The 16,644-nt window shown below is 68.1% G+C and carries 14 protein-coding genes; 6 read left to right on the top strand and 8 right to left on the bottom strand.

The genetic code is table 11. The features are described 5' to 3' along the window. Positions 1–36: 36 nt before the first annotated feature. The 3 genes from ACEU5R_RS17290 to ACEU5R_RS17280 all read right to left on the bottom strand — a co-directional run bounded on the left by ACEU5R_RS17290 (position 37) and on the right by ACEU5R_RS17280 (position 3,356). Positions 37–1,047, bottom strand: a complete 1,011-nt coding sequence (locus ACEU5R_RS17290) for a hypothetical protein (RefSeq protein WP_392411027.1) — start codon at positions 1,045–1,047, stop codon at positions 37–39. A gap of 322 nt (positions 1,048–1,369) precedes the next feature. After that, complete coding sequence (ssb, locus tag ACEU5R_RS17285) at positions 1,370–1,879, bottom strand: single-stranded DNA-binding protein (RefSeq protein WP_392411025.1); 510 nt, start codon at positions 1,877–1,879, stop codon at positions 1,370–1,372. A 292-nt stretch (positions 1,880–2,171) separates the two neighbouring features. Further along, a complete protein-coding gene (locus tag ACEU5R_RS17280; protein WP_392411024.1) occupies positions 2,172–3,356 on the bottom strand; it encodes an MFS transporter in 1,185 nt (394 codons plus the stop codon). 131 nt (positions 3,357–3,487) lie between these two features. On the opposite strand from ACEU5R_RS17280, the gene uvrA reads away from it, so the two are divergent. Together uvrA and ACEU5R_RS17270 are read left to right on the top strand one after the other, a co-directional pair. Continuing rightward, positions 3,488–6,346, top strand: a complete 2,859-nt coding sequence (gene uvrA / locus ACEU5R_RS17275) for an excinuclease ABC subunit UvrA (protein WP_392411023.1) — start codon at positions 3,488–3,490, stop codon at positions 6,344–6,346. Between the two features lie 26 nt (positions 6,347–6,372). After that, entirely contained in the window at positions 6,373–7,002 is a 630-nt protein-coding gene (locus tag ACEU5R_RS17270; RefSeq protein WP_392411022.1) for a glutathione S-transferase N-terminal domain-containing protein, read from the top strand. A gap of 74 nt (positions 7,003–7,076) precedes the next feature. Here ACEU5R_RS17270 and ACEU5R_RS17265 read toward each other — a convergent pair whose 3' ends face one another. After that, a complete protein-coding gene (locus tag ACEU5R_RS17265) occupies positions 7,077–7,979 on the bottom strand; it encodes a LysR family transcriptional regulator (protein WP_392411021.1) in 903 nt (300 codons plus the stop codon). 109 nt (positions 7,980–8,088) lie between these two features. Here ACEU5R_RS17265 and ACEU5R_RS17260 point away from each other — a divergent pair, with 109 nt between their 5' ends. Beyond that, positions 8,089–9,096 carry a tripartite tricarboxylate transporter substrate binding protein gene (locus ACEU5R_RS17260; protein ID WP_392411020.1) on the top strand — a complete coding sequence of 336 codons (1,008 nt, stop codon included), beginning with the start codon at positions 8,089–8,091 and terminating at the stop codon, positions 9,094–9,096. 40 nt (positions 9,097–9,136) lie between these two features. Beyond that, positions 9,137–10,330: a M20 aminoacylase family protein gene (locus ACEU5R_RS17255; protein WP_392411019.1), complete on the top strand. Its 1,194-nt coding sequence runs from the start codon at positions 9,137–9,139 to the stop codon at positions 10,328–10,330. 136 nt (positions 10,331–10,466) lie between these two features. On the opposite strand, the gene ACEU5R_RS17250 is transcribed toward ACEU5R_RS17255, so the two are convergent. From ACEU5R_RS17250 to ACEU5R_RS17240, 3 genes are read right to left on the bottom strand one after another with little or no spacing between them, the layout of a single operon-like run. After that, positions 10,467–11,594: a deoxyguanosinetriphosphate triphosphohydrolase gene (locus ACEU5R_RS17250; protein ID WP_103271697.1), complete on the bottom strand. Its 1,128-nt coding sequence runs from the start codon at positions 11,592–11,594 to the stop codon at positions 10,467–10,469. Positions 11,595–11,628: 34 nt separating this feature from the next. Further along, positions 11,629–12,705, bottom strand: coding sequence for a 3-dehydroquinate synthase (gene aroB, locus ACEU5R_RS17245; RefSeq protein WP_392411018.1), 1,077 nt, complete (start codon positions 12,703–12,705; stop codon positions 11,629–11,631). Beyond that, a complete protein-coding gene (locus ACEU5R_RS17240) occupies positions 12,702–13,343 on the bottom strand; it encodes a shikimate kinase (protein WP_103271699.1) in 642 nt (213 codons plus the stop codon). The genes aroB and ACEU5R_RS17240 overlap by 4 nt, the downstream gene beginning before the upstream one ends. A gap of 114 nt (positions 13,344–13,457) precedes the next feature. Here ACEU5R_RS17240 and ACEU5R_RS17235 point away from each other — a divergent pair, with 114 nt between their 5' ends. After that, positions 13,458–15,902 (top strand): penicillin-binding protein 1A, encoded by a 2,445-nt coding sequence (locus tag ACEU5R_RS17235; RefSeq protein WP_392411016.1) that lies wholly within the window; start codon positions 13,458–13,460, stop codon positions 15,900–15,902. A 135-nt stretch (positions 15,903–16,037) separates the two neighbouring features. On the opposite strand, the gene cyaY is transcribed toward ACEU5R_RS17235, so the two are convergent. After that, positions 16,038–16,367, bottom strand: coding sequence for an iron donor protein CyaY (cyaY, locus tag ACEU5R_RS17230; protein ID WP_103271701.1), 330 nt, complete (start codon positions 16,365–16,367; stop codon positions 16,038–16,040). 55 nt (positions 16,368–16,422) lie between these two features. Here cyaY and ACEU5R_RS17225 point away from each other — a divergent pair, with 55 nt between their 5' ends. Then, positions 16,423–16,587 carry a lipoprotein gene (locus tag ACEU5R_RS17225; protein ID WP_233772643.1) on the top strand — a complete coding sequence of 55 codons (165 nt, stop codon included), beginning with the start codon at positions 16,423–16,425 and terminating at the stop codon, positions 16,585–16,587. Positions 16,588–16,644 lie beyond the last annotated feature (57 nt).

Here is a 16,644-nt window from a genome sequence, read left to right as displayed (position 1 = left end):
GCCTTGAACGAACGAGGATTGCCGCCGCGCGGCGGGTCAGGACGGAAGCGCGTGCCGTTTCAGCGTCGTCCAATGGCGCTTGGGAAACACGCTCTCGTCCAGGGCGCTGTCGGGCGACAGGTTGTAGATGCGCAGGCCGCGCCAGCCGAGCAGCCGGCTGGCGCCGCGAAATGCAGGCGCGATATGCGAGTCGAACTGCCGGTCCAGCGCGCTCGGCAGGCGTGCGTCGGCGGACTCATAGAAGCGCGGCGAAGTGCTGGCGCCATGCAGGTCCAGGCCGTGTAAATAGAGCGTGCGGAATCCCAGCCAGACCAGCAGTTGCAAGGCGCTATAGGCCACCGTGCCGCCGCCGAACAGGCCTCGGGCCGGGTCCAGGCTGAAACCCAGCGGATGCACCGGCGCATGGGCGTCGAAGAGCACAAGATCCAGATCGCCGTGCAACGTGCGCGCCAATTGTTCCGGTCGCGCGCGAGGCATGTAAGCGCGCTGGTGCACTTCCTCGAAGACCGTGATGCGGCACCGGATCTCGCCCGGCGAGAACAGCTGCGCGATCCAGCGCAGCACTTCTGGCGTGACGAACAGCAACAGGTCTTGGGCCAGCACGTCGGCGACAAGATCGCGGCGGCGCGTCACGAAGCCGGCGTCCAGCATCGCGTAATAGGCGAAACGCAGGTGCGGATGGCTGCGCCGCAGCGCAATCGAACCGTTCACACCCATCACCGCGGGCAGGTCCAGTTCGGAATAGCCGATATCGGCCACCGACGGACCGCTCAGGATCAGGTGGGCGACATCGCCCGCGGGACGCCGGATGCTGGAGAAGGCGGTCAAGACCGGCGTGAAGCCCCAGCGCATGGCGCAACGCGTCAGCCTGCCCTGGCCATCGCGCTCGATGCGCAACAGCGGCCACAGCACCTGGTTATGGCGCAGCGCGCGCGAGTGGGTCCAGCGGTACAGGTTGCGCAGGATCCTGGTCACGGCGCGGCTGGCCAGCAGACGCTGCGCGATGGACCGGTATCGGCCGGTGGCTGACGAAACCGGGGTTTTCAAAAGCCGCTCTCGCCGTCGCGGCGAGGCTGGCGCAGGGAGGAAGGGTCAGGCACACGCATTGCAGTCTCGGAGGTGGGGCGCCAGCTTGCCGGCGAATCCGAAACACTCTACGCAGAGCTTGGTGACACGAACCGAACTCGGGGATTACGTTTTGGGAAGGGAATGCACGCCACGCGACATAGCTAATACACAGGGTATCCACAGGCTACCCACCGCCTTGCCCACAGGGATATGCACAGGCAGTCTCCGCCGCTCGCCAGGGCAATAAAAAACCCGGCAAGTCATCGACTTGCCGGGTTTGGAGAATGCGACCGTATGACGTTCAGAACGGAATATCGTCGTCCATGTCCGCCAGGTTGGCGCCGCTGCTGGCCGGGGCGGCCTGCGGAGCGGGACGCTGCTGCGGCGCCGGGCGCGGGGCCGGCGCGGCGCGCTGCTGGCGCGGGGCTTCGTCGAAGCCGCCACCGCCGCCGTAGCTGCCGCCTTCGCCGCCCTCGCGGCCGCCCAGCATCTGCATCTGGTCGGCGACGATTTCGGTGCTGTAGCGATCGGCGCCGGTGTCCTTGTCCTGCCACTTGCGGGTCTTCAGGCGGCCTTCGATGTAGACCGAACGGCCCTTCTTCAGGTATTCGCCGGCGATTTCAGCCAGGCGGTTGTACATGACCACGCGGTGCCACTCGGTTTCCTCGCGGCGTTCGCCGGAGGCCTTGTCCTTCCATTGGGAGGTGGTGGCGATGGACACGTTGCAGATTGCCGCCCCGTCCGGGCTGTAGCGGACTTCCGGGTCGCGACCCAGGTTGCCGACGAGTATGACTTTGTTGACCGATGCCATGCCGATGTCCCTCTGTTGTTGGCCTTGCGCCCACGCGTTGCCGCGAGCGCGCCGGCAACAACATAAAAAAACGATGTTGAAGACCGGCTTCATGAAACACGCCGGTCACCATGATGATGACCGGCGGCACAGTATGAAACCGTAAATTGATCCCGCTATTATCGACGAAAAGCGCCTGCCGCGCCAACGCCATTCGTGACAAATCTATCTCTGCGGTCCGCCGATTTGCCTGATGTTCGCGCCTGATGGCGGCGCGTTCCGCGACTTTCTGGCGTATCCGCCGCCCCGGGCGCTAGGCCAGCGGCCGCAGCGCCCAGGTAACGGCCAGCCAGAGCAGCGCCAGGGCCGCCGCCGCGATGAAGACCGCGTTGGCGCCCGAATGCGAGGCCAGCCAGCCGCCCAGCGCGCCGCCGGTGAACAGGCCGGCGGCCTGGGCCGTGTTGTAGAAGCCCAGCGCCAGGCCCTTGTAGGCCGCCGGCGCCACCCGCGACACCAGCGACGGCTGCAAGGCTTCGAGCACGTTGAACACCACAAAAAAGCCGGTCAGGGCGATGGCGAAACCATAGAAACCCTGGCTGGCCATCGGCAGCAGCGCGCACACCAGCGCCAGGCCGGCCACGGCCGCGCGCAGCGCGCCGCGATGGGCGCGGCGCTTTTCCGCCACGAACACGACCGGCACCATCAGCACGAAGGACACCAGGATGACCGGCAGATAGACCTTCCACAGTTCGCGCGCGTCCAGCCCGCCGGCCTTGGCCAGCAGCGCCGGCGCGACCACGAACAGCGCCACCTGCACCAGATGCAGCACGAACACGCCGAAATTCAGCCGCAACAGGTCGGGATGCAGCAGCACCTCGCGCGGCCGGGCCGCCTGCATGGCGCGGGCCTGGGTGCGCGGCACCACCGGCACGACCCAGCGCGCCACGGCCAGGCACACCACGCCCAGACAGGCGATGGTCCAGAACAGGCCGGACAGCCCCCACCAGCCCACCAGCACGGGCGACAGCACCAGCGAGGCGGCGAAGGACAGGCCGATCGAGCCGCCGACCATGGCCATGGCGCGGGTGCGCACCTCGTCGCGGGTGGCGTCGGCCAGCCAGGCGGTGACGGCGGCGGAAATCGCGCCCGCGCCCTGGATGGCGCGGCCGATGGTGATCCAGAACACGTCCGACGCCTGGGCGCAGACCACGCTGCCGGCCACGAACAACAGGAGGCCGGCGATCACCACGGGCCGGCGGCCCCAGCGGTCGGACGCCAGCCCGAAGGGTATCTGCATGAAGGCCTGGGTCAGGCCGTACATGCCCAGCGCCAGGCCCACGCGGGCCGGATCGTCGCCGCCGGGCAGGCCGCGCGCCGCCACCGCGAAGACCGGCAGCAACAGGAACAGCCCCAGCATGCGCGCCGCGAACAATCCCGCCAGCGCCACGCTGGCGCGGCGCTCGGAAGGGGTCAATTTCAGTTTGGTTTCTGCCGGCATGCGGATTATTGGACGGTAATGGCCTCGAAGCGGCCCCTCGGCAAACCTGGCGGACCAACCTTGAACGCGGGACTACTCGGCGCGCTATAGTACCAAGTTGGCCTGCGATGCCAGGACGACGGACGCAATCGATGGACTCGACGATACGCATACGGGGTGCGCGCACCCACAACCTCAAGAACGTCTCGCTGGACCTGCCGCGCCACAAGCTGGTGGTGGTGACCGGCCTGTCCGGTTCGGGCAAGTCCTCGCTCGCCTTCGACACGCTGTACGCCGAAGGCCAGCGTCGCTATGTCGAGAGCCTGTCGGCCTACGCGCGGCAGTTCCTGCAACTGATGGACAAGCCGGACGTGGACCTGATCGAGGGCCTGTCGCCGGCCATCTCGATCGAGCAGAAGGCCGCCGGCCACAACCCGCGCTCCACCGTCGGCACCATCACCGAGATCCACGACTACCTGCGCCTGCTGTACGCGCGCGTCGGCACGCCGTATTGCCCGGACCATGGCCTGCCGCTGCAGGCGCAGAGCGTGAGCCAGATGGTGGACGCCGTGATGGCCTGGCCGGCCGACACCCGGCTGGCCGTGCTGGCGCCGATCGCGCGCGGCAAGAAAGGCAGCTTCGAGGACGAATGCGCCAGCCTGCAGGCGCAGGGCTACGTGCGGCTGCGCGTGGACGGCCAGCTGCTGGAAATCGACGGCATGGCGCCGCTGAAGAAATCCGAGAAGCACGACATCGACGTGGTGATCGACCGCCTGCGCATCAAGCCCGAGAGCAAGCAGCGCCTGGCCGAGAGTTTCGAAACCGCCTTGCAGCTGGCCGAGGGCCGCGCGCTGGCGCTCGACATGGACAGCAGCCGCGAACAGGTCTTCTCCAGTCGCTACGCCTGCCCGGTCTGCAGCCACAGCCTGCCGGAACTGGAGCCGCGGCTGTTCAGCTTCAACAACCCGATGGGCGCCTGCCCCAGCTGCGATGGCATCGGACAGGTCGGATTCTTCGACCCCAAGCGCGTGGTCGCCTTCCCCGAGCTGAGCCTGGCCGCCGGCGCGATCCGAGGCTGGGACCGCCGCAACGCCTTCACCCACTCGCTGCTCACCAGCCTGGCCGCGCACTATGAATTCGAGATCGAAGCGCCGTTCGAGGAACTGCCCGAGGACGTGCGCCAGAAGGTGCTGTACGGTTCGGGCGACGAAGAGATCTCCTTCGTCTATCTGAACGAGAAGGGCCGCAGCACGGTCAAGCGCCACACTTTCGAAGGCGTGATCCCGAACCTGGAGCGCCGCTGGCGCGAGACCGATTCGGCCACCGTGCGCGAAGAGCTGGGCAAGTACCGCAACATCAAGACCTGCCCCGATTGCGGCGGCTCGCGCCTGCGGCCCGAGGCCCGCAACGTGCTGATCGGCCAGGATCCGCGCGGCGGCGAACGCCAAGGCCAGGCCATCTACGAAGTCGAGGCCATGCCGCTGTCGGCCTGCCTGGCCTGGTTCCGCGACCTGAGCCTGGCCGGCGCCAAGCAGGAGATCGCGCAGCGCATCGTGCGCGAGATCGAGGCGCGGCTGAGCTTCCTGAACAACGTGGGCCTGAACTACCTGTCGCTGGACCGCAGCGCCGACACGATTTCCGGCGGCGAGGCCCAGCGCATCCGGCTGGCCAGCCAGATCGGCTCGGGCCTGACCGGCGTCATGTACGTGCTGGACGAACCGTCCATCGGACTGCACCAGCGCGACAACGACCGCCTGATCGGCACGCTGCAGCACCTGCGCGATCTGGGCAACAGCGTGATCGTGGTCGAGCACGACGAGGACATGATCCGCATGGCCGACTGGGTCGTGGACATGGGCCCCGGCGCCGGCGAGCACGGCGGCCAGGTGGTGGCGCAGGGCGATCCCGAAGCGGTGCAGCGCGACCCCGCCTCGCTCACCGGCCAGTACCTGAGCGGCGCGCGCGCCATCGCCATTCCGCAACGCCGGCCGGTCAACGACGAGCTGCCGTGGCTCACGCTCACCGGCGCCACCGGCAACAACCTGAAGAACGTGGACCTGCGCATCCCCGCCGGCCGGCTGGTCTGCGTGACCGGCGTGTCCGGCTCGGGCAAGTCCACGCTGGTCAACGACACCCTGGCCGTGGCCGTGTCGCGCCAGCTGCACCACGCGCAGAGCGAACCCGCGCCCTACGCGGCCATGCAGGGCCTGGAGCACTTCGACAAGATCATCAGCGTCGACCAGAGCCCCATCGGCCGCACGCCGCGCAGCAACCCGGCCACCTACACGGGCCTGTTCACGCCGATCCGCGAGCTGTTCGCCGGCGTGCCGGAAGCGCGCACGCGCGGCTACGATCCGGGCCGCTTCAGCTTCAACGTGAAGGGCGGACGCTGCGAGGCCTGCCAGGGCGACGGCGTGGTCAAGGTGGAGATGCACTTCCTGCCCGACATGTACGTGCCCTGCGACGTCTGCCACGGCAAGCGCTACAACCGCGAAACGCTGGAGATCCGCTATCGCGGCCGCAACATCAGCGAGGTGCTGGACCTGACGGTGGAACAGGCGCTGGAATACTTCGAGTCGGTGCCGGCCATCGCGCGCAAGCTGCATACGCTGATCGACGTGGGCCTGTCCTACATCCGACTGGGCCAGAGCGCCACCACGCTGTCCGGCGGCGAGGCGCAGCGCGTCAAGCTGTCGCTGGAGCTGTCGCGCCGCAGCACCGGGCGCACGCTGTACATCCTGGACGAACCCACCACCGGCCTGCACTTCCGCGACATCGAACTGCTGCTGCAGGTGCTGAACCAACTGGTGGACAGCGGCAACACCGTGCTCATCATCGAACACAACCTGGACGTGATCAAGACGGCCGACTGGCTGGTCGACATGGGCCCGGAAGGCGGCGACGGCGGCGGGCGCGTGGTCGCGCAAGGCACGCCCGAAACCGTGGCGGCCACCAAGACCAGCCATACCGGCCACTACCTGGGCAAGGTGCTGCGCCGCACGGCCAGCTGAGTTTTCACCCTCATAGAACGCGACACATGTACACCCTGATCATCGGCAACAAGAATCTCTCTTCCTGGTCCATGCGCCCCTGGCTGGCGCTGCGCGCGGCGGGCATTGCCTTCACCGAGCAGAAACTGGCGTTCAACACCGAGGCGTTCGCCCGCGGCGTGGGCGAAGTTTCGCCCGCCGGGCTGGTGCCGGTGCTGCTGGATGACGAATTCGCGATCTGGGATTCGCTGGCCATCTGCGAATACCTGGCCGACCGCCATCCCGAGGCCGGCCTGTGGCCTGCGCAACCCCAGGCGCGCGCCCGCGCGCGTTCGCTGGCGGCGCAGATGCACAGCGGCTTCGCCGCGCTGCGCCAGGCCATGCCGCTGAACGTGGCGGCGCGCCTGCCCGCCGCCGAATTCTCCGACGCCGTCCGGCAGGACATCTCCCGGATACTGGATCTCTGGCAGGACGCGCGCGCGCAGTTCGGCCAGGGCGGACCGTTCCTGTTCGGCGCCTTCACCATCGCCGATGCGTTCTACGCGCCAGTGGTGTCGCGCTTCACCACCTATGGCGTCAGCGTCACCGGCGACGCGCGCGCCTACATGGATGCCGTGCTGGCGCACCCCGCCATGCAGGAATGGATCCGCGACTCGCAGGCCGAAGCGGCCGCGTGACCGCAACCCGGGCGCGCTGAGACACCTCGCCGCGAGGCAACTCAGCGCCGGCTCGCGCACCGGGCCGGCGCGCCTCAATCGCGCAGGCGGTCGCTCACGAAGGCGCGCAGCAGTCCCATCGCCGGCGCCTCGGTGCGGCCGGCCAGCGTCACCAGCGCGAACTGCGCATGGCTGTCCAGCGGCGGATCCAGCATCAGCTCGATCAGCTCCCCCGACAGAATGCCCTCGCGCGCCGCCGCCACGATGCCCAGGAACACCGCGTCCGACGCGCGCACCGTCTCCAGCAGGCTGCCGATCTCCTCGCAACGCAGGCGCACGGCGGTCTTGGGATCGGCGGCGATGCCGTAGCGGTCGATGAGGATCCGCGCGGTGTCCGCCGGCAGGAAGGTGGACGCCAGCGGGTACGCCGCCACTTCGGCGAAGCGCGGTGGCCTGGACAGCGCCGCCAGCGGATGGCCGCTGCGGCAGATGAAGCCGGCGCGCATCTGCGATACCGGTTCGATGCGCAGGTCCGCCGACGGCGCGATGCCGCGGATATCCACCACCAGCGCATCCAGTCTGCGCGTGCGCAGCATGCCCAGGTGCGCTTCCTGCGACCCGCGCATCACCTCGATGCGCAGCTGCGGGTGCTGCTGCGCCACATGCACCAGCAGCGGCGTCAGCAGCAGCACGCCCGGTCCCGAGCCCAGCGCGATGCTGATGGTGCCCTGCCCGCCTTGCGTCAACAGATCCGTGCTGCGGCGCAGCTCGGCCGACTCGAACAGGATGCGGCGCGCGCGGCTGGCCACGGTCAGTCCCAACGGCGTCAGCTCGGTGCGCTTGCCCATGCGGTCCAGCAGCCGCGTGCCCAGGTCTTCCTCCAGCAGGCGGATGCTGCGGCTCAACGCGGACTGCGTGAGATGCAGACGCTCGGCCGCGCGGCTGAACGAACCGGCCTCGGCCACGGCCAACAGGTGCTCAAGCTGCTTGAGGTTCATGTCCAGGTATGAGTATTTTTTCTACATCCCAGAATAACAAGTCGTTAGACAACTAGCGAGCACTGTCCCTAGGATTCCGGATACTCATAACACTTCAAGGGAAACACGTATGGGCACGCTATCCGGATGCTTGCGCCTGGCCGGCTGTATGCTGGCGCTCGGCGCCACGCTGATGAGCCAGGGCGCGAGCGCGGCGGACTACCCCAGCCGCCCCGTCATGATAATGGTCCCCTACCCCGCCGGCGGCGCGTCGGACGCCATCGCCCGCGTCGTGGCGGCGCCCACGTCCAGGCAGCTGGGCCAGCCGGTGCTGGTGGAAAACCTGGGCGGCGTCAGCGGCGCACTGGGCGCGCAGAAAGTGCTGTCGGCCCGCGCCGACGGCTACTACCTGTTCCAGGGCTCGCCCAACGAACTGATCCTGGCGCCCCTCGCCAACGCCAGCGTCAAGCTCAAGAGCGAGGACTTCCAACTGGTGCAGATGATCGGCCTGGCGCCGCTGGTGATCGTGGCGCGCAAGGACCTGCCGGCCAACAACGCCGATGAACTCGTGAAGCTGGCGCGCTCGCGCGCGGCCACGCAGCCGCTCAGCTTCGGCAGCGTGGGCGTGGGCTCGCTGTATCACGTGCTGGGCGAACACATGGCGCGCACCATCGGCGCGGAAATGATGCACGTGCCCTACAAGGGCGGCGCGCCGCTGATGCAGGACATGGGCGGCGGCCAGGTCGATTTCGCCATCCTGCCGCTGGCGCAGCAGCACGTGGCGCTGGCCGAGCAGGGCCGCGTCAAGCTGCTGGGCACGCTCAGCCCGCGCCGCAGCGCCCTGCCCGCGCTGGCGGCCGTGCCGTCGGTCAACGAAGGCGAGCTGCTCAAGGGCTTCAACTTCACCACCTGGACCGGCTACTTCGTCAAGCGCGATACCCCGGCGGACGTGGTGGCGCGGCTGCACGCCGCGCTCAACGCCGCGATGCAGGACGCCGAGGTCAAGCGCGGCCTGGAGACGCAGAACATCGAGGTGTCGGCGCCCATGACCCCGGCCGAGGCCGACGCCATGTACCAGGCCGAGACCGTGCGCTTCCGCGAAATTTCCAGCCATGTGAAACTGGCTGACGCGCCCTGACCGCCCCAAGCGCCACCTACTCAAACGGAGACACACCGACATGCATCCGATCCTTGAAACCGTCACCCAAGGCGCCGACGAATTCGTCGCGCTGCGCCGCGATATCCACCGCCATCCCGAACTGGGCTACCAGGAATTCCGCACCAGCGACCTGGTGGCGCAATGCCTGACGCAATGGGGCTATGAAGTCGAACGCGGCCTGGGCGGCACCGGCGTGGTCGGCCAGCTGCGCCGGGGCAAGGGCGGCAAGCGCCTGGGCCTGCGCGCCGACATGGACGCGCTGCCGATCCAGGAAGCCACCGGCCTGGAACACGCCAGCTGCAACGAAGGCATCATGCACGCCTGCGGCCACGACGGCCACACCGCCATGCTGCTGGCGGCGGCGCATCATCTGGCCAGGCATGGCGAGTTCGACGGCACGCTGAACCTGATCTTCCAGCCCGCCGAGGAAGGACTGGGCGGCGCCAAGCGCATGATGGAGGACGGGCTGTTCAGCAAGTATCCCTGCGACGCCATCTTCGCCATGCACAACATGCCCGGCCATCCGCAAGGCCACCTGCTGCTGCGCGACGGCGCGGCCATGGCGTCCTCGGACAACGTCACCATCACACTGGAAGGCGTGGGCGGGCACGGCGCGATGCCGCACTGCGCCGCCGATCCGGTGGTCGCCGGCGCGGCCATCGTCATGGGCCTGCAGAGCATCGTGGCCCGCAACGTCGATCCGCTGCACATGTCGGTGATCACGGTGGGCGCCTTCAACGCCGGCAAGGCCAACAACGTCATTCCGCAGACGGCCACGCTCAAGCTCAGCGTGCGCGCGCTGGACCGCGACGTGCGCAACCTGCTGGAAGACCGCATCACCGAGCTGGTCCACAACCAGGCCGCCAGCTACCAGGTGCGCGCCACCATCGACTACAAGCGCGGCTATCCGGTGCTGGTCAACACCGTCGCCGAAACCGATTTCGCGCGCCAGGTGGCGCTGGAACTGGTGGGCGCGGACCAGGTCGTGCCGCAGACGCGGCCGCTGACCGGCAGCGAGGACTTCGCCTTCATGCTGGAGGAAGTGCCCGGCTCGTACCTGCTGGTCGGCAACGGCGATGGCTCGCCGGACGGCTTCAACAGCGGCCACGGCGCCTGCATGGTGCACAACCCCGGCTACGACTTCAACGACCACAGCCTGCCGGTGGGCGCGGCGTACTGGGTGCTGCTGACGCAGCGCTTCTTGGAGGGGTAGGCCCACCCCCGAAGCGCTGACGCGCTTCCCCCTCAAGGGGGCATGCCTGCGGACCGGCAAAGCCGGCTCCGCGGCATCCCGATGCAACAATGCCGGTCGCAAGCGCTGCGGCCGCGCCGTGGAAACCGATGTGTGTTTACGCCATCTCGAACAGGCGCTTGTGTTCCCGGATGGCGTAGCGGTCGGTCATGCCGGCGATGTAGTCGGCGATGGCGCGCGCCTGTTCATTGAAGGCCGGCCGGCGGTAATCGGGCGGCAGCAGGCGCGGGTCGTCCAGGAAGGCCGCGAACAGTTCGCGCACGATGCGGCGCGCCTTGGTGGTCATGCGCAGCACGCGGTAGTGGCGGTACAGATTGTCGAACAGGAATTTCTTCAGCTCGTCGGCCTCGCGCCGGATGCCGTCTGAGAAACCGGCCAGCGGCGGCGCGCGCCGCACGTCGTCGGCGCTGGCCGGCGCATGCTCGGCGATGCGCGCCAGCGAGGTGCGGGTCAGGTCGGTGATCAGCGTGTTGATCATGCGGCGAATGGTTTCCGACACGGCGCGGCGCGACGGCAGCTCGGGATAGCGCGCCAGCACCTCGGCGTGATGACGGCCGAAGATGGCCACATCCTGCATCTGCTCGACCGTGATCAGGCCCGACCGCAGGCCGTCGTCAATGTCGTGGTTGTTGTAGGCGATCTCGTCGGCCAGGTTGGCCAGCTGCGCCTCCAGCGAGGGCTGGGTGCGCTCCAGGAAGCGCACGCCCACCGCGCCCAGCTGGCGCGCGTGCGCCGCCGAGCAGTGCTTGAGGATGCCTTCGCGCGTCTCGAAGCACAGGTTCAGGCCGTTGAAGTCGGCGTAGCGCTCTTCCAGCTCGTCCACCACGCGCAGGCTCTGCAGGTTGTGCTCGAAGCCGCCGGCCTCGGGCGCCAGCTCGCGCATGCAGGCGTTGAGTTCGTCCTGCCCGGCGTGGCCGAACGGCGTGTGCCCCAGATCATGGGCCAGCGAGATGGCCTCGGTCAGGTCTTCCGACAGGGCCAGGCTGCGCGCCAGCGTGCGCGCGATCTGCGCCACTTCCAGGCTGTGGGTCAGGCGGGTGCGGAACAGGTCGCCTTCGTGGTTGACGAAGACCTGGGTCTTGTATTCCAGCCGCCGGAACGCGCCGGAATGCACGATGCGGTCGCGATCGCGCTGGAACTCGGTCCGATTTTCCGGCGGAGGCTCGGCATGGGTCCGACCGCGCGATCGGGACGGGTCGGATGCATAGGAAGCCAATTCGTTCATCTGCACTGCACCGTCTCCTGTCACGGTTGTCGGTCTAGCCGGTGGTCCGGGCCAATACGGCGCGCACCGCCTCGTCGGGCGCCGCGCGGGTCACGGCCTCGCCGATGCGGGTCATGAGCACGTAGCGGATCGAGCCGCCCTCGGTCTTCTTGTCGACCTGCATCAGGTCCAGCCAGCGGTCGGCGCCCAGGTCGGGCGCGGTGACCGGGCAGCCGATGCCTTCGACCAGCGCGCGCACGCGCGCGACGTCGGCGCGCGGAAAGCCCGCCACATCGGCCGACAGCTCGGCCGCCTGCACCATGCCGCAGCCCACGGCCTCGCCGTGCAGCCAGGCGCCGTAGCCCAGGCCCGCCTCGATGGCGTGGCCGAAGGTGTGGCCCAGGTTCAGGATGGCGCGCAGGCCGGACTCGCGTTCGTCCTTGCCCACCACCTGCGCCTTCAGCTCGCAGGAGCGGCGGATGGCGTAGGTCACGGCGTCCGGATCCAGCGCGCGCAGCTTGGGCGCGTTCAGTTCACACCAGGCCCAGAATTCCGGGTCCAGGATCAGGCCGTACTTGATCACCTCGGCCAGACCGGCCGACACTTCGCGCGCCGGCAGCGTGTTCAGCACGTCGGTATCGATCTCGACCGCCACCGGCTGGTAGAACGCGCCGATCATGTTCTTGCCCAGCGGGTGGTTGACCGCGGTCTTGCCGCCCACCGAGGAATCGACCTGCGCCAGCAGCGTGGTCGGCACCTGCAGGAAGCGCACGCCGCGCATGTAGACGGCGGCCGCGAAGCCGGCCATGTCGCCGATCACCCCGCCGCCCAGCGCCACCAGCACGCAGCGCCGGTCCAGCCGCTGTGACAGCAGCGCGTCGAAGATCAGGTTGAGCGACTGCCAGTCCTTGTAGGACTCGCCGTCGGGCAGCTCGATCCGCAGCACGCGCTTGCCGGTGCGCGCCAGCGCCGCCTCGGCGCGCTCGCCATACAGCGCCGCCACGGTCGGGTTGGTGACCACGGCAATGGCGGTGGCGTCGGCCGGGATGCATTGATCCAGGCGATCCAGGCGGCCGGGGCCGATATGGATGGGGTAGCTGCCCCCGGGAGTGTCGACCTCGACTACATTCATATGCGCTTCTCGAAAGCTTGCAATTGCGGCAACAGACCCTTGACCAGGGTCTGGATGGGCGTGGAACCGGTCTCGACCACCAGGTCGGCGACTTCGCGGTAGTAAGGCTCGCGGCGGGTCATCAGGTCGCGCAGCGTGCCCTTGGGATCGGCCGTGGCCAGCAGCGGGCGGTTGCGGTCGCGGCAGGTGCGGCGGAACAATTCGTCCACGCTGGCCCTCAGATAGACGACGATGCCGCGCTCGTGCAGCCGCTGGCGGTTTTCCGGCGCCAGGATGGCGCCGCCGCCGGTGGCGAGAATAATGTTGCGCCGTTGGGTACACTCTTCCAGTGCGGCGGATTCCCGGCGACGGAAACCGGCCTCACCCTCGATTTCGAAGATTACCGGCACACGCACGCCGCAACGCGCCTCCAGCTCATGATCCAGATCGACGAAGTCGCGCCCCAAGGCGCGCGCCAGGCTGCGGCCTATGGTCGTCTTGCCCGCCCCCATCATGCCCACCAGGAACACGGGCAGGTCATGCGGCAGGGTCACGGCCTTGCCGGCGCATTCGGCGGCGCAGGGCTGGAGTTCGGGCGCCTCGCCGGAGGGCGCCAGGTCCGGGTCAGCCTCCGGACATGAGCTTGCGGATACGTTCATGACGGCAATTATCACATTGCCGCAAGTTGCCCGCGCGCCACACTGAACGATATTGTTACAGAAACCGGCTTCCCGCTCCCAGGCGGGACCTGAGATACCCGTAAAATCGCCGCGATGAGCAAGCCCCAGAATTCCTCCAAGAAAGACAAGCCCGCCAAAGGCGGTTCGCCGTTCCTGCGATTTTTCGTCAAGGCGGGCATTTTCTGCGCGGGCCTGTTCCTGTGCGGCGTGCTGCTGGCCGGCATGGCGCTGGCGCTGGCCTGGCCCAACCTGCCCGACCTGAACGCCATGACGGATTACCGCCCTCGGGTGCCGCTGCGCGTCTACACGGCGGACCGGGTGCTGATCGGCGAGTTCGGCGAAGAGCGCCGCAACGTGCTGCGCTTCAACGAAATCCCGGACGTGATGAAGTCCGCGGTGCTGGCGGCCGAGGACGACCGCTTCTACCAACACGGCGGCATCGACTGGGTCGGCGTGGTGCGCGCCGGCCTGACCAACCTCGTCAACATGTCCAAGACGCAGGGCGCCAGCACGATCACCATGCAGGTGGCGCGCAACTTCTACCTGTCGTCGGAAAAGACCTACTCGCGCAAGTTCTACGAGCTGCTGCTCACATTCAAGATCGAGTCCCAGCTCACCAAGGACCAGATCCTTGAGCTGTACATGAACCAGATCTACCTGGGCCACCGCGCCTACGGCTTCGCGGCCGCGTCGCGCACCTATTTCGGCAAGCAGCTGTCGGACATCACACCGGCCGAGGCCGCCATGCTCGCCGGCATCCCCAAGGCCCCGTCGCGCTTCAACCCGATCGCCAACCGCCCCCGCGCCGAGCTGCGCCAGCGCTACGTGCTGGGCCGCATGCAGTCGCTGGGCTACCTGACCGAGGCTGAGTACAAGCAGGCGATGGCCCAGCCCATCGTGATGAAGTCGGCCGAAGGGACGCCCGCCGGCGGCTACGCCATCCACGGCGAATACGTGGCCGAGCTGGCGCGCCAGCTGCTGTTCAACGTGTACCAGGACAACGTCTATTCGCGCGGCCTGAACATCTACACCACGGTCCAGTCCAAGGACCAGGAAGCCGCCTACCGCGCCGTGCGCGAGGGCGTGCTGGAATACACCCGCCGCGCGCCCTACCCCGGTCCGGAAGAGCAGCTCGACCTGCCCGCCGGCACCGAGACCAACCCGCAGGCGCTGGATGACTTCCTGGATGGCGTGTTCGACAAGTTCAGCGACAGCGGCGACCTGCTGACCGCGCTGGTGCTGTCGGCCAGCCCCACCGAAGTGAAGCTGGCGCGCAGCTCGCGCGAGATCATCACCATCACCGACAAGAAGGTGCTGGGCGTGGTGGCGCGCGCGCTGAATGACAAGGCCAAGCCCGAACAGCGCATCAAGCGCGGCTCGGTGGTCTACATCCGCAAGTTCGGCGACAACTGGGAAATCATCAACCTGCCGGCCGTGCAGGCGGCCTTCGTCGCCCTGTCGCCGCAGGACGGCGCCATCCGCGCCATGGTGGGCGGCTTCGACTTCTATCGCGGCAACTTCAACCGCGTGACCCAGGCCTGGCGCCAGCCGGGCTCGAACATCAAGCCCTTCATCTACGCCGCCTCGCTGGAACGCGGCCTGACGCCGGCCACGCAGATCTCCGACCTGCCGTTCGAGCTGTCGGCGGCCCAGACCGGCTCCAAGGCCTGGACGCCCAAGAACTACGGCAACCAGTACGAGCCCATGCTGACGCTGCGCCAGGGCCTGTACAAGTCCAAGAACATGGTGTCGATCCGCATCCTGCAGGCCATCGGCCCGCAGTACGGCCAGGACTACCTGACCCGCTTCGGCTTCGACAAGGCCCGCCAGCCGGCGGTGCTGCCGCTGGCGCTGGGCGCGGGCTCGGTCACGCCGCTGCAGGTGGCCGGCGCCTACGCGGTGTTCGCCAACGGCGGCTACCGCATCACGCCCTACCTGATCGACCGCGTGACCGACAGCAACGGCAAGGTCATCATGCAGTCCAAGCCGGTCGTGGCCGGCGACGCGGCGGCCCGCGCCATCGATCCGCGCACCGCCTGGATCATGGACGACATCCTGCGCGGCGTGGCCACCTACGGCACCGCCGCCCGCGCGCGCGTGCTGCTCAAGCGCAACGACATCGCCGGCAAGACCGGCACCACCAACGAATCGGTGGACGCCTGGTTCTCGGGCTACACGCCCTCGCTGGTGGCGACCTCGTGGCTGGGCTTCGACCAGCCCAAGTCGCTGGGCTCGCGCGAGACCGGCGGCGGCGTCGCCATGCCGATCTGGGTGGACTACATGCAGACCGCGCTCAAGGGCGTGCCCGAGGAAAAGCCGCGCCCCCGCCCGGACGGCATCATCGTCGAGAACGGCGAATACTATTTCTCGGAATTCCCGCCGGGACAGGCGGTGGCCCGCCTGGGCCTGCCGCAAGCCGACACGCTGGGCGAGTTCCTCAACGGCCTGGGCGGCGGCGGCGAGGACAACAGCATCAAGGTGGCGCCGGGCGTCGGCGCCCAGGGCAACGCCCCCTGGTCGCAGAAGATACCGTTCTGATCGTGAAAAAAGCCGGCTCTGACAGAGCCGGCTTTTTCATGGCCGGGCCGCCGCCCGACGGGTGTTCGCGTCCGGTCGGGCGGCGGCTTCGAGAGAAGCCCGCGCGGCGGACGGCGCGATGCCTCGCGGGAACGGCTACAGGCGGATCGTCACCGGCACGCCGGCGGCGGCCGAACAGATCTGCGACAGCGCATCCGGCAGCTGCGGACCGCCCCGCGTGTCATTCCAGTGCTGGCCGTCGAAGCGATAATGGAACCCGCCGCTGCGCGCCGCGACCCACAGCTCCTGCATGGCGGCCTGGCTGTTCACCACCACGTGGGTGTTGTCTTCGAACACCATCGTCAGCACATTGCCGCTGCGGCTGGTCTCGACATCGACATCGAGCGAAGCCGCCCAGTCATCGGCCTGGCTTTCGATGCTGTTCAGCACCTGGTCGATCAACGCAAGAAATTCGGTTTCGGTCATAATCGAGCCTGCAAGAATTACGGAGTTCCCAGTGTCCCAATTGGCATATAGCCGCATGGCTCTTCGCATTGTAGCCACGCTCGTGGCGACCGGCCTGGTCGCGGCCTGCGGTTACAAGGGTCCTTTATACATGCCGACGCCCGATGGCAAGCCGCCGTCGACCGCCAAGCAGCAGAAACAGCAGCAGCCGATCATCCCGCCCGCCCCCGCGCTGCCCTGACGCGCCAGGACGGCATGCGCCTGGGCAGCCAGGCGCGGCAGACAACAAAAAGCCCCC

Origin of the sequence: Achromobacter sp. 413638 (assembly GCF_043119405.1) — a bacterium.
Classification (GTDB): domain Bacteria; phylum Pseudomonadota; class Gammaproteobacteria; order Burkholderiales; family Burkholderiaceae_B; genus Achromobacter.
Note: the sequence above shows the minus strand (reverse complement) of the source record. Positions and strands in the feature narration are given on the sequence as shown.